This is a genomic window from Acinetobacter sp. CIP 102136 (assembly GCF_000369685.1).
Taxonomy (GTDB): Bacteria; Pseudomonadota; Gammaproteobacteria; order Pseudomonadales; family Moraxellaceae; genus Acinetobacter; species Acinetobacter fasciculus.
Map to the genome: position 1 here is coordinate 528,845 of NZ_KB850142.1, position 13,370 is coordinate 542,214.

General features: G+C 40.5%; 14 protein-coding genes and 3 pseudogenes. 8 read left to right on the forward strand and 9 right to left on the reverse strand.

Features of this window, described 5'->3' with window-relative positions; genetic code table 11:
• Positions 1 to 108 precede the first annotated feature (108 nt).
• Positions 109 to 792: a metallophosphoesterase gene (locus F893_RS07955; RefSeq protein ID WP_005251403.1), complete on the forward strand. Its 684-nt coding sequence runs from the start codon at positions 109 to 111 to the stop codon at positions 790 to 792.
• 300 nt (positions 793 to 1,092) lie between these two features.
• Positions 1,093 to 1,509, forward strand: a complete 417-nt coding sequence (locus tag F893_RS07960; protein ID WP_228128559.1) for a hypothetical protein — start codon at positions 1,093 to 1,095, stop codon at positions 1,507 to 1,509.
• A gap of 619 nt (positions 1,510 to 2,128) precedes the next feature.
• On the opposite strand, the gene F893_RS07965 is transcribed toward F893_RS07960, so the two are convergent.
• From F893_RS07965 to F893_RS18275, 5 genes and pseudogenes are all read right to left on the reverse strand, one after another.
• Entirely contained in the window at positions 2,129 to 3,073 is a 945-nt protein-coding gene (locus F893_RS07965; protein WP_005251405.1) for a sensor domain-containing diguanylate cyclase, read from the reverse strand.
• Between the two features lie 789 nt (positions 3,074 to 3,862).
• Positions 3,863 to 4,429, reverse strand: coding sequence for an IS630 family transposase (locus F893_RS07970; RefSeq protein ID WP_108675453.1), 567 nt, complete (start codon positions 4,427 to 4,429; stop codon positions 3,863 to 3,865).
• Positions 4,419 to 4,874 (reverse strand): helix-turn-helix domain-containing protein, encoded by a 456-nt coding sequence (locus tag F893_RS07975; protein WP_004730277.1) that lies wholly within the window; start codon positions 4,872 to 4,874, stop codon positions 4,419 to 4,421. Before F893_RS07975 ends, F893_RS07970 begins: the two co-directional genes overlap by 11 nt.
• A gap of 138 nt (positions 4,875 to 5,012) precedes the next feature.
• Positions 5,013 to 5,303: a hypothetical protein gene (locus tag F893_RS07980; protein ID WP_004280169.1), complete on the reverse strand. Its 291-nt coding sequence runs from the start codon at positions 5,301 to 5,303 to the stop codon at positions 5,013 to 5,015.
• A gap of 81 nt (positions 5,304 to 5,384) precedes the next feature.
• Positions 5,385 to 5,626 (reverse strand): annotated as a pseudogene (locus tag F893_RS18275) (S24 family peptidase); the annotation flags it as partial.
• Between the two features lie 167 nt (positions 5,627 to 5,793).
• Here F893_RS18275 and arsC point away from each other — a divergent pair.
• The 6 genes from arsC (at position 5,794) to F893_RS08010 (ending at position 10,194) form a co-directional block, all read left to right on the forward strand.
• Positions 5,794 to 6,228 (forward strand): arsenate reductase (glutaredoxin), encoded by a 435-nt coding sequence (arsC, locus tag F893_RS07985; protein ID WP_004280168.1) that lies wholly within the window; start codon positions 5,794 to 5,796, stop codon positions 6,226 to 6,228.
• A 207-nt stretch (positions 6,229 to 6,435) separates the two neighbouring features.
• Positions 6,436 to 6,756 carry a metalloregulator ArsR/SmtB family transcription factor gene (locus F893_RS07990; protein ID WP_004646559.1) on the forward strand — a complete coding sequence of 107 codons (321 nt, stop codon included), beginning with the start codon at positions 6,436 to 6,438 and terminating at the stop codon, positions 6,754 to 6,756.
• 6 nt (positions 6,757 to 6,762) lie between these two features.
• Positions 6,763 to 7,236: an arsenate reductase ArsC gene (locus tag F893_RS07995; RefSeq protein WP_004280165.1), complete on the forward strand. Its 474-nt coding sequence runs from the start codon at positions 6,763 to 6,765 to the stop codon at positions 7,234 to 7,236.
• Positions 7,237 to 7,241: 5 nt separating this feature from the next.
• Positions 7,242 to 8,282, forward strand: a complete 1,041-nt coding sequence (arsB, locus tag F893_RS08000) for an ACR3 family arsenite efflux transporter (protein ID WP_005251407.1) — start codon at positions 7,242 to 7,244, stop codon at positions 8,280 to 8,282.
• A 4-nt stretch (positions 8,283 to 8,286) separates the two neighbouring features.
• Positions 8,287 to 8,991 carry an arsenical resistance protein ArsH gene (gene arsH, locus F893_RS08005; protein WP_004280163.1) on the forward strand — a complete coding sequence of 235 codons (705 nt, stop codon included), beginning with the start codon at positions 8,287 to 8,289 and terminating at the stop codon, positions 8,989 to 8,991.
• A gap of 141 nt (positions 8,992 to 9,132) precedes the next feature.
• Positions 9,133 to 10,194 carry an ArsO family NAD(P)H-dependent flavin-containing monooxygenase gene (locus F893_RS08010; protein ID WP_004646562.1) on the forward strand — a complete coding sequence of 354 codons (1,062 nt, stop codon included), beginning with the start codon at positions 9,133 to 9,135 and terminating at the stop codon, positions 10,192 to 10,194.
• Positions 10,195 to 10,304: 110 nt separating this feature from the next.
• Here the strand turns inward: F893_RS08010 and F893_RS08015 are convergent, their stop codons facing one another.
• The 4 genes and pseudogenes from F893_RS08015 to F893_RS17430 all read right to left on the reverse strand — a co-directional run.
• The gene (locus F893_RS08015) at positions 10,305 to 11,288 is read right to left on the reverse strand and encodes a potassium channel family protein (protein ID WP_004280160.1); all 984 of its coding nucleotides are present in this window, start codon (positions 11,286 to 11,288) and stop codon (positions 10,305 to 10,307) included.
• Between the two features lie 174 nt (positions 11,289 to 11,462).
• Positions 11,463 to 11,609: pseudogene (locus F893_RS17425) on the reverse strand (IS5/IS1182 family transposase); the annotation flags it as partial.
• 283 nt (positions 11,610 to 11,892) lie between these two features.
• Positions 11,893 to 13,272 (reverse strand): sensor histidine kinase, encoded by a 1,380-nt coding sequence (locus tag F893_RS08020; protein ID WP_004730032.1) that lies wholly within the window; start codon positions 13,270 to 13,272, stop codon positions 11,893 to 11,895.
• Positions 13,265 to 13,369, reverse strand: a pseudogene (locus tag F893_RS17430) (winged helix-turn-helix domain-containing protein); the annotation flags it as partial. The gene F893_RS08020 and the pseudogene F893_RS17430, both read right to left, overlap by 8 nt.
• Position 13,370: the final 1 nt, after the last annotated feature.

Here is a 13,370-nt window from a genome sequence, read left to right on the forward strand (position 1 = left end):
AGCGTTAGATTGGCTTACACCATTAGAGAAATTTGCTCAGCTTGTTGATTATCATAAGACTTTTCAAACTGTCGCACCTCATGTTTGAATTCGCCAGGTATATACACTATGGTAGAAATTGTTAAAAGTATAGATGGTCAACAATTCCCCGCTATATATATTGTAGGTGACTTACATGGTTGTTATAGCCTATTGATGCAAGAACTTAAAAAAATTGATTTTGACTTTAAGAATGATCTGATCATTTGTACAGGTGACCTTGTTGATCGAGGACATGAAAACTTGGAATGTATTGGGTTACTTAATGAGCCTTGGTTTTCTACAGTACGTGGTAACCATGAAGAGATGTGTATACGAGCGCTAGTTGATCACAAAATAAAAGATATTCATGCACGAAATGGAGGGCAATGGTTTTATCAACTCAGTTTAATAAGGCAATCTGAGATTAGTGCTCGTTTTCAACAATTACCTTTGGTTATAGAAGTTCAATTAAAAAATAAAAAAATTGGCGTGTTACATGCTGATATTGATATACATGATTGGGATGCTTTTAAGAAAGACATTCTGCAAGGTGACTACAAGATATCAGGTGTAACTTCTGCTTATAGTAATGCATTATGGGGGAGAGGACGTATTCGCCAGCAATCAGCTCACTATGATAGTGTCGAAAATATTGATGAAATTTATCTAGGTCACACCATTGTGAAAGAGCCAATTAAAGTCGATAATTGTTATTATATTGATGTCGGTTCTTCCTTCACCAGGAAACTCTGTATTGTAAAAGTTCAATAAAGATATTTGGAAACACCTCATCGTATAGTTCAATAAAAAATTGATTTTCTTGTAGAGGGAAGGGTTACTAAATTTAGTGTCAAAGCACTTAATTTTTACAAAAAATTACAATAAAAAGCATATGTTTTCTTGTATCACCATGTGTATCACTAAATTTGATTTTTAGAAAAAGTTATTTAAAATCATTGGATTAAATGTTGCTACGGTAGAGGATATACCTACCAAGATTCTAAACGTTATGTTATAAGGGTTTTAAGCGAAAACAGTAGCTTAAAGCCCTTTTTTAATGCCTTGAGTAAAGTGAGCCGTTATCCGCACTATCTGCAAAACCCGTATTTTATGCAGTTATTGCCGTTAAATTTACGTCAAGTTTACGTCAAGAATTTTGGAAATTACGTCATGAAATTACCCAAGCCCAGAAAGCGCGGTTCGGCCTACTACATTGAACTAATGATCAATGGAAAACGTTCTTCAGCAACTCGTGATACCGCAAAAGAATGTGAGCAAGGGGTAGCTCAAAAGATGCTTGAAGCGAAGGTCAATCAGATGGCGGAAGACTTGAGCATAAAACAGTACTATCCCTTCAAAACACTTTTTCATAAATACTATGATGAGCATGGCCGTAAACTTCGCGGATCCAAATACGTCAAAGAACAATTAGCGCCGTTTGATGAAAAGTTTGGTGCACTGGCAGATATGTCTATTCATGACATTTAGCTTAAATATTTCAGCTCAAAGTGCCGCAAATTAATAAATTGATTGAAGTGCTGCACTTGCGTTGTACTCGGCTGATCAGCCACAGGCAGATTCGCAGTGTAGGTTCAGTCAATTTTTTATCACGCACAGCGCTTGCTTCATGCTAGATGACATCTTCTAGGGTTTGCGCATCGTAAGATGTTGCTGATGCTGATATGCCTTAAAGAAGAAAGGTAAGAGCAGATAGATCTGTATAAATGTTTGGGCCTGCAGCATTTCGGCTTGTATAATTTTTTTACGTTGGTCACTACGGCGCTCGCTGGCGAACTTAAGGTTTTTTGGCATGGACTTTTATTATTTTTATAATCAGTCTTCATGATAAAAGTAAATTGTTGATCCTAACCGTTTGATCAAAAACCTGGGAATAAACTGCAGGATTTTTGTTGGAAAAGTCGCAATTTTGATAGGGCTAAGTGCAGAATTAAAACGGATTAAAGCTCTTAATGATATGAAAAATAATAGTTTTTATTTCAAAAAATCTCTAGGGTTTTCGGTTATATTGAATTATTTCAATAGTACATCTTCAGATTGTAGATAAGGCCTTACCAGATACAAAGACTGCATCGGGTAAGTAGTTTAATTAATGGCTACTCGATTTGACCATAACTTTATTCTGATACATCTTTGCATCTGCTTCTTTGATAGCTTCAGCTAACCCAAAGGTTGGATTACGCATTGCAAAGCCAATTGCAGCACTAATTCCAACTTTTGTAAAAGTATTTTGAATTCTTGATGCAAGCTTCTTCGCATGCTCTAAGTTAGTTTCAATGGTCATCACAGCAAACTCATCACCCCCTAAGCGAGCGATAATATCATTACTACGTACCGTGTTTTTGAGAGCTAAAGCCATTCTTTGAATGAGCTCATCACCTGCAGCATGACCCAGAGTATCATTTGTGATCTTAAGATCATTAAGGTCTATCATAAGAATAGCAGTAGGGTGACCATAACGCTTACAGCGCTCTTCCTCTTTGATAATAAGCTCATCCCAAGCACGACGGTTGAAAAGTCCAGTCATTGGGTCGGACATTGCTTCTATTTCAAAACGCTCAGCTTTACGTATGTACTCAGCAGCTTTCATATCAGCTTGCATCGTATAACTGAGTACCTTTGCTATCAACTCGAATAATGGAGCATCTTCAACAAGAATTTTAGGTTGAGGTTCGGGATCAATTGCACATAGAGTGCCAAAAAGAGAGCCATCTTCTTTATACAGAGGTTGGCCGATATAGGCTTTAATTGAGACTAGGTGATTTATAGGTGCATCTGCGTAAACTTGAATATCAGGTGAATAGGGAGCAATACGAGGCATATTACTTTGTACCATGTGTGAGCAGAATGAGTCTGCCCAATGAAATACTTGTCCGGGCTTAACGTTATAGCCATTATCTTCACTCAATAATACAATCCAGTCGTCACCCTCAGTACGAGTAATCATCCACAATTTGAAGCCAAAGCGTTGAGATAAGAATTTTAAAATGGCTTGGCCAGTTTCTTCAAAGTTATTAAAGTTAATATTATTCATGAAGTGAACCTACTGCAACAGTAAGAATATATATGCGAAATACCCAATATATGAGTAATTCTTATAAACGGGAGCCTAAAATAGGTATTATATAGAAATGTGTGAAATTTATACTAAAAATAATACTTAAAGAAATTTATTTTTATAATGAAATTTAAAATTAGCCTGCGGTTAGAAATACCAAGATGTAATTTTCTTATTACTTATGAAAAAATGCAATCACTGCCATTATAGCTGCGATATTCATAAGTATTAGAAATATATAAAAAGTCATAATGAATCGAAGCTACCAAAAAATTTTCAAAATTATAGTTCTAAAGAAGCATTTTAAATGTATCTTAATTATTAACAACGAAAGGAAATTGTAAAGTCGAAAGGAAAAGTGTCTAACCCTTTATATTATAATAATATTTATATTAATTTAGTGATTTATCCAAATCATTCAACAGTTTATCTTCATTGTACGCATTGGGGGGGACAATCTTATAAGAGCTGGTATATAGTTTCCTTTAAATTTTTTGGGATAAGCTTCACATATAAGAAAAAATATAAAGTTTATTGTTATTTAACTTTGAATTATATAGAGAATCTTATAAAAGAGAACTCGTACATATCGGATTGTTTAATATGAACTTAGAAAAATAAGAGATTAAAATCATGTCATCGTTTCTAATAATTATAGGATTTATATGATGTTTTACAGGGATAATTTTTAGACCACATATTTCCCATAAAAAGGTCAAGAATTATATGGCTGCAAAAGCTGCTGGCTTCTTATGTAAGTATCCATTAAAAAGTAAACATGTATTCTTTTCCGAATTGGTTTGATACTTTCTCCACCCATTGCTCTATTTTGTCAGCTGTCATGACTTGAAAATCTCGCCAATAATATTTCATCTGCTTCCATACCATCTCGATTCGATTTAACTCAGGGCTATAAGCTGGAATAAAATACAGATTCGTCGAAAAGTTAGTTTTAAGTAGCTCTCTGTAATCAGCCATCTTTTTACTTCTATGAATCGAGGCATTATCAACAATAAGAACCAATGGAAGGTTATATGTCTGTTTTACTTGTTGAGCTATTCCAGTTAAATAGGCATAAAACCAAGTACTTGTCACTGACTCTTGTAAACAGCTTGTCACCAGTTTCCCCGTTGAAAGCAAACACCCCATGACATTAACTCGTTTTAATCTTATTGCATCAACCGCATGAACATCACCTATCTTTGTCCACGCATAGCGGTTATCAGGTGTAGATGAAAATCCTGTTTCATCAACATAACCTAATATAATTTCACCACGTGCCGCTTGCTCTCGTAATTCTTCAATCTGCTGTGTTGCTTGTTCAAATGCAATCGGATCTCTTTTTTTTCAAGCTATGACGGGTACGCTTGAAGACCATACCTGAATCACGTAAAAACTTACGAATGGTTTCAACAGACACGGACACTTCGTATTCTTCATGTAGTTTGACTCGGATTTGTTCTGCATTGAGTGGACTTGTATTGACCCAATCTAGGATTTTCGCCTGATAGTCTGAGATCAATGTATTGGGTCGACCTGAGCGATGACCTTCTTTAATCGATTCAAGCTCATACAATTCCCAACGTCGGCGTTGTAGCCTTATGGTTTCTGGGATACGTTCTTGTAGAGTGGCAACTTCCGCAACACTTTTACCTTCGGAAAGCCAGAGAATAGTTTGGGCACGTTGCCTTTCACGCCAATGTTTTGCATGCTTGACCAGAAAAATGAGTCGTTCTCGCTGTTCTAAACTAAGTGGTACAGAAACAATTCTAGGCATGTGTGAACATCTGTTAACTAAAAAAACCTTTTCGCATCATTAGTTATTTTTGTCAACTTATGTTACCAGGAGTATTTCTATTTTGGCTTAGATCTTATTTAACATAAATCCCCACGCTAGGGGGACTCGATTCTAGTCTTAAAAAACTTCGTAATTACATACTTCTATTCTTGAAATAAAATCGAGAGGCATTGTCAGTCTCTCAGCTGTAATAGTTTCAAAATGAACCCAGATAGCAGCATCTCTATTCTCAAAACTAATACTTACAAGTTTAACTAAGTCGTAAGGTTCAACATTATGGGTCAAGATAATATTATAGAGGTGATCTGAGCGTACGTACGAAATAAGCATTTGATGGATAGTTAATTGCTCTTTACTGCTTAACTCACTGTAATTACTTAGTTCTGGTAAATCATTTTGAATATTCACTTCAATCCTTAACAATCTTAAATTTTCTGTAGAAAACGGCGATTTTATCAATTTAGACAACGCTGAATATATTGGCTTTTGTTAATTCTTTCTAAATCTTGTTCTCGCTCGATAAACATAGCGTATATAGTTAACTACCTGACCTACAAATATACATTGGTTGTTTAACTCAATAATATTTGGCTTGAACTCTGGACTTAGAGCCTGAAGATATCTTTTTCCATTTGTCTCAATAACTAATTTTTGAAAGTAGCATCATCACCGTAACGAACCATAATAATGTCATCAGATTGCATGTCTCCGTAATAAGCATCCGGATCAACTGGACTGCTCCCAGTATCCTAGACATAAGACAGCCTCATTTTGAAACTGTTTCCAATGGTTTTAGAGTCCTCATCTCAGATTTTATTCATAAAGCACATATATTTTATATTGCGAATATGCGTATATTCATATATAAAACTATGATTCATTGATAAGAGGGAAGCTCATGAATCAAATGCCAAAAGTCCAAATTTATCATAACCCGGCCTGTGGCACCTCACGCAATACGCTGGCGTTAATTCGCAATGCGGGAATTGAGCCGGAAGTGATCGAATATCTGCTTACGCCACCCTCGAAAGATCAGCTGGTCAACATGATTCGGGATGCCGGTTTGACGGTTCGTGAAGTGCTCCGTAAAAATGTCGATCCCTACACCGAGCTGAATCTGGATGATGCCGGCTGGAGCGATGAGAAACTGCTGGATACCATGCTGCAACATCCGATCCTGATCAATCGCCCGTTGGTGGTTACCGAGTTTGGAACCCGATTATGCCGTCCATCGGAAGTGGTACTGGATATTCTGCGTTTGCCACAATTAAAAGCCTTTGCCAAAGAAGACGGTGAAATCATCGTGGATGAACAGGGCAATCGGGTAAAATAAAGTGTCCCCCCATGCGAAAAAGCTTCAACTTGATTGGAGCTTTTTTATCTGAAAAACACATTGACGATGATCTATATCGGAAAAAGCGGGAAATGTTCAAGCGAGCGCTTTCTGGTAGGCATATTCTGATCTGGATATCATTTTTGACAGGTCATCTTTACCATATATATGGATATGTGTATATTTGCATAAAAAATGGGAGCAGTTATGGACCACGTTCAGTTTTTTAAATGTTTATCTGATGAAACACGTCTCAGTATTGTCCTGCTAATTGCACAAAACAAAGAGCAATGCGTCTGTGATCTGACCGATAAACTGCAGTTAAGCCAGCCGAAAATTTCACGTCATCTGGCCTTGTTACGTTCTTGTGGTTTACTCAACGATCGTCGGCAAAGCCAGTGGGTGTACTACAGCATTAATCAGCAATTGCCGGCCTGGTGTTTTGAAATTCTGGACGTGCTAAAAGCTAGTGAGGTTCCGGTTTTATTTGATTCTTCCGCTCTATCGATTCAGAGCCATTGCGAGTAAGTTTTCATGAAATTTTTGTTTTTATGTACGGGGAACAGTTGCCGCAGCATTCTCTCTGAAGTGTTGTTCAATAGCCGTGCGCCAGAAGGCTGGGTCGCTTACAGTGCCGGCAGCAAACCTTCCGGTCAGGTGCATCCCTTGACGCTTGAAACCCTGCACAATCTGGGCTTGTCGACTGAAGGCTTATCCAGCAAAAGCATTGATGCCTGTGAACAGTATCAGCCAGACGTGGTGATTACCGTCTGTGATGCGGCTGCACAGGAAGCGTGTCCTCTTTATCTTGGCGGAGCGATCAAGGCGCACTGGGGCCTGTCTGATCCGTCCCATTTAGAGGTGGATAAAGAAGAAAAAATGAAAGCCTTTATGAGCACTGTTGAACATATCAATCGTCGCTTGGATGCTTTGTTTAAACTTAACGTAAATGAGCTTTCTCGCTCGCAATTGATTGCAGCGATTAATCAAATTTCGAATGTTGAGTAAGTCACATGTCTGAAAAACGCATGTCCTTTTTAGATCGCAACCTGACGCTCTGGATTTTTATTGCCATGGCGTTAGGCATCGCCATAGGAAACTTTTTTCCTCAAGCATCGGTTGCTCTGGATCAATTCAGTATTAATTCAGTCAATATTCCAATCGCGATTGGTCTGATTCTGATGATGTATCCACCCCTGGCAAAAGTGGATTATGCGACCTTGCCGCAAGTGTTTAAGGATAAGAAAACCCTGACGCTATCTTTAATTCAAAACTGGTTGATTGCTCCGGTACTGATGTTTGCGTTGGCTGTGATTTTTTTGCATAGCTATCCAGAGTATATGACAGGCGTGATCCTGATTGGTTTAGCTCGATGTATCGCCATGGTACTGGTGTGGAATGGTCTGGCCTGTGGTGATAACCAATATGTTGCAGCATTGGTGGCGTTTAACAGTATTTTCCAGATTTTATTCTTCAGTACCTATGCCTGGTTATTCCTGACCTTCCTTCCGCCATATTTTGGTATTGAAGCTCAAGTGATCAATGTTAGCTTCTGGACTATCACCCATGCTGTTCTGGTTTATCTTGGAATTCCGTTCTTATTGGGTTTCTTAACGCGCTTAATTTTGGTGAAACAAAAAGGCGTGGAATGGTATCAAACCAAGTTCATTCCAAAAATCAGCCCGCTGAGTTTGATGGCTTTGCTGTTTACGATTTTGGCGATGTTTAGCTTAAAAGGGGGTGATGTCGTGAGTCTTCCAATGGAAGTTTTACGCATCGCGACTCCTTTAATCATTTACTTTGTGGCCATGTTCTTTATTAGCTTCTTTATGAGTAAATGGATGGGCAATGATTATCCAAAAACTGCTGCAATCTCATTTACTGCGGCTGGAAATAATTTTGAATTATCACTTGCAGTCGCTATTGCAACTTTTGGTATCGCTTCGCCAGTTGCTTTTACCACGATTATTGGGCCATTGGTTGAAGTACCTGTGTTAATTGCTTTAGTGAGTGTTTCACTGTGGCTAAGAAAGAAATATTTTAAAGAGGCTTGATCCGATGAACCTGCCTAACGTAGATCCAAATCTTATTGAACAACCCACCTTTGAAAAAGTCCAAGCCAAAGAACTAGCTCATCCTCCTCGGATTTTACTGCTCTATGGGTCTAATCGGGAACGTTCTTACAGTCGCCTTGCAGTTCTTGAAGCTGGTCGAATCCTTGAATATTTTGGGGCAGAAGTAAAAATCTTCCATCCGAAAGGGCTACCTTTACCGGAAGATGCTGATACTGAACATCCAAAAGTAAAAGAACTGCATGAGCTTCTGGCATGGGCTGAAGGTATGGTGTGGTGTTCACCGGAACGCCATGGTTCTATGAGTTCCATCTTTAAATCCCAGATTGACTGGATTCCTCTGGCAGGGGGTGCAATTCGTGCCACTCAGGGAAAAACCCTTGCCTTGATGCAAGTCAGTGGGGGATCACAGTCCTTTAATAGTCTGAACCAGATGCGTGTTTTGGGGCGTTGGATGCGGATGATCACGATTCCAAATCAGTCTTCAATTCCAAAAGCATTCCTGGAATTTGAAGAAGATGGACGAATGAAGCCATCAGCATTCTATGACCGGATTGTCGATGTGATGGAAGAACTGTATAAGTTTACTTTACTAACCCGTGGGCAAAGTGCTTATTTGACCAACCGTTATTCGGAACGCAAGGAATCGGCTGAAGAGCTTTCCAAACGGGTAAATCAGCGTAGTTTATAAATTCTAGGTGATCAGAGAGACTGAAAAGTATCTTGAGCAATGGAAGGCTAATTTAAACGCTTGAAAATTTTATGAAATATGCCCAGTCTGATAAGCAGGCTGGGTTTTTATTTGATGACAATAAAGAAGGGGGGAAATATTTTGGCTCAATTACAAGCTGAAGTTGATGTGATCATCATCGGTGGTGGACAGGCCGGTTTGTCCACGGCTTATTTCTTAAAGCGTAAGAACATTCCGTTTATCATCCTAGATGATCAGCCTCAGCCTGGAGGTGCCTGGCAGCATGCCTGGGAGTCCTTGCGCCTTTTCTCCCCGAATAGCTGGAGTTCGCTGTCAGGCTGGATGATGCCGGCGACCGAACAGACCTATCCGACCCGCAATGAGGTGATCGATTATTTGACCGCCTATGAGCAGCGCTATCACTTTCCTGTAGTTCGTCCGGTGCGTGTGGAACGCGTGGAAAGTAAGGGCCAGTATTTAGAGGTTTATGCCGGGGAACAATCCTGGAAAGCCAAAGCGGTGGTAAGCGCTACAGGGACATGGAGCCAACCATTTATTCCCGAGTATGCCGGCCGTGAGCATTTTCAGGGCGTACAACTGCATTCCGCAGATTATAAAAATGCTGAGTTATTTAAAACCAAGAAAGTCATGGTGGTGGGTGGCGGTAACTCTGGTGCACAAATCTTGGCAGAAGTATCTCAGGTGGCCGAAACGCTTTGGATCACCCAGACACCGCCGCAGTTTCTGGCAGATGATGTCGATGGCCGTGTCCTGTTCTTAAGGGCGACTGAGCGCCTGAAAGCCCAGCAGGAAGGTAGAAAGATTGAGCAGCCCATTGGGGGGTTGGGTGATATTGTCATGATTGATTCAGTTAAAGATGCACGTGAGCGAGGCATTTTGCAGAGCAGGCGTCCATTTTCAGCTTTTACAGAACATGGCGTGATTTGGGAAGATGGCAGCACAGCGCATGTGGATGTGGTGATCTGGTGTACAGGATTTAAGGCGGCGCTGAATCACCTCAGCAGCCTCGGAATTATCCAGCCGGACCAGACCATTGCGGTTCAGAATGGCCGCTCTGTTCAGGTACCAAATTTATGGCTGGTGGGCTATGGAGAATGGACCGGTGCTGCTTCGGCCACGCTGGTCGGGGTTTCCCGGACAGCTCGGGCAGTAGCGGAAGACATCGCTGCATTTTTGGCCTGAGAGGATTTGATCCTGATTCAGTCGAGTGGATTGAGTGAATAGTATCTGTCTGCAACGGGCGTCATACCCGATGGTCGCTCGTGATGATACGCTTGCATTGACGTTCGAATTTAATCAGGTAACTTATGCCCACAATGTGGACAGAAGAAATATTTGTTTTTTTCCTGCTCGAGTTGTTCTTTCTTACGCTCATGAATAAGTTCTAACAGGATATCCTGCATTTGTTCTTTGCTCAGTCCGACTTCTTTACGTAAAATTTCAATTTTTTCTTGATCTTCAATTAAGTCAATTTCTGCATCATCGAGCAGTTCACGAAATCTTAATTCCAGTTTGTGCTTGCGCTGTCTCAGCTCATTGGCCAGACCATTTGCCAGAATACCCGCAGGAAGCGCTGCCAGACCCACCCCTAAAATAGTAATTAAAGCCCCTAGAAAGCGGCCTAAGGGGGTGATTGGTGTCACATCGCCATAGCCGACCGTGGTCAGTGTCACCACTGCCCACCACATGGATGCAGGGATGGAGCTAAAGACTTCTGGTTGAGCCTTATTTTCAACCACATATACTCCAGCCGCCGCGATGATGATCATGATCAGCAGGATAAAAATAACCGCCTGAAATGAGCCCTTTTCGCGCTTGATCACCCGCAATAAAATCTGCAGGGAGACGAAATAACGGGTTAATTTGAGTAATCTGAATAATCGAAGGATTCGCAGGAAGCGTAAATCGAGATGCACAAAGAAGTTAATATAGGCCGGGAGAATCGCCAACAGGTCAATGATGGCACCGCCACTACGGATCCATAACCATCGGTTTTTCCATGCACCTTCAAAGGGGTCTTTTTCCGCAATGGCCCAAAATCTTAATAAATATTCCAGGGTAAAAATAAAGATCGAGAATAATTCAAAGGCATCAAACAGCAGCTGATAGGATTGATAGAGGTCATTGATTGATTCAAGTAAAACGGCAGCAGTATTCCCAATAATCAATATAATCAGAAATATATTGATGACGCGACTTAAGATGCTTTCGTGTTCTTCATTATGCAAATTGTCATAAATAAATCTGCGAAGCTTATACCAGGCCTTGAATTCCATAACAGTGCATTACGGTGCGATAAGATGCTTTGAGTTTAGCGCAAGCCCGGCCATCGAAAGGAAATTTTTAAAAAATTAATCAGAACTATGGGGTGGTGATTATCCTGGATTTTTAGGGCTAAAGCGAGTGTGCACGACTCTAAAATCCCCAAAGCATTCTGGTAAATCTCACTACGGAATACTTGAACGATACCGATACAATACTGCTTCAACAAATACCCTGTTGTCTTTGGCAGTTACTCAAACAGTACTTGCTCGTCCGGGCAACAGATCCTTAATCTGTTCCCACTGATCATCTCTTAATGCATAGCGTTTAGTCATGAAAAAATAATGAGGACAGATTAGATTTTTTTAAGCTAATTGGTGACAGGCCTAGTTGCATCAAGTGATCTTTTTTCTCTGGCATTTTTGTTTTCATAGAGGGGTCTTATTATTTTTATACCTGTTTCTATGCTAAAAATTAAAAGTGCGTTGTGATCGCCTGATCATAAACTTGAGAATACAGAGAAGGTTTTTGTTGAAGAAAAAGTTATTTGTATAAACAAAGGAAGTGATTTGAATTGGTGATATCTTTATTGGATGTTGAAAAGTAAGAATTTTTATTTCAAAAAATCTCTAGGGTTTTCGATTGTATTGAATTGATTTCAATGCGAAGCCCATAGGGCTGTCGGGCATTGAAAGAGAGCTGATAGCCATACTGTTTTAACAGGTTAGCGGTCAATGCCAGTCCTAAACCATGGCCGTGCTGCTGAGCAGATTTGCGCCAGAAGCGTTGTCCTAAATGTTGGATATCCTGTGCTGTCAGTTGCTGTCCATCATCTTCAATCACTAGGCAACCAGACTGCATGGAAATCCAGATATGGGCAGCCTGTGCATGCAGCAGGGCATTTTCAAGCAGATTTTTCAGTACGGTATACAGCACAAATTCAGGCAGCTGAATTTCGCCCAAGTTGTCCCAGTTTACTTGTATTTTTTTGTTCATTTCTGGATAGCGTGTACCTAAGTCTGCAAGAACTTTCTCAAGTGTGGGGCGAAGCCAGATGGCCTCAGGCATTGCCTGGATACTGTTTTCTGATTGGGTCAGTAATAAAAGCTGCTCGAGTAACAGCGTATAACGCCGGATACTCTCATTGGCCTGCTGCAAATTATGCTGAATGGATTCAGGCAGGTGCTGCTGCTGACCGATCAGCTGGGCCAGTTGTACATGGGTTTTAATTGCAGTCAGGGGACTGCGTAATTCATGTGCAGCATAGGCACTAAAGGCTTTCTCCTGTTGCAGACTGTCATTGAGTTTTTGAATCAACTGCGTGGAATTGTTGACAAAAGGCTGTACTTCTTGGGGAATACTTGCAGGCTTGAGCTGCATTAAAAAATCTGCCACCTCTGAATAGCTAAGGTTTTTCTGGTTCAGGTATTGACTGAGCTGATCCAAAGACCGGAACTGTCTGCGGATAATAAAGATGATCAGGGCAATACAGATCAGCAGTGAGAAGACCAAGGGAATCAGTACGGACTGCAGAATCTGCTGTAGTAAGGTATCCCTCAAGAACATACGTTCTGCTGCCACCACCTGAATATCGCCACGACGCAGAACATAACTGCGCCATTCCGTATCACCCTGCTGCCAGGTGCTGAATCCTTCTGGTCGCTGGCTTAAATTTTGGGGGGCACCGCGTGTTTTGGCAATCACCTGATTACCTAACGAGATGTCAGAGCTAAAAAGAGAAACTTCACAGGCAATTAACTGGTTTGCATCATCATTCTTGGCTAATTTGGATAAGGTTGCATCCCCTAGACTATCCAGCGGTAACTGCTGAATCAGCCGGGCAACCATTTGTGCAGATGCCGATAAGCGTTGATCCAGTGTGTCTTGTAAACGCTGTTTCAGGTCAATATACAGCCATGAAAATACTGCACTCCACAGCACAATAAACACGGCCAAAAGACTCATGACCAAACGCCATTTCAAGCTGTGACTAAACATGACGCTGCTCAAACGGTTTAAAAATATATCCCACACCACGAATGGTCTGAATTAAATCTGGATGCAGTTTTTGTCTCAGGTGATAAATGTGTACATTC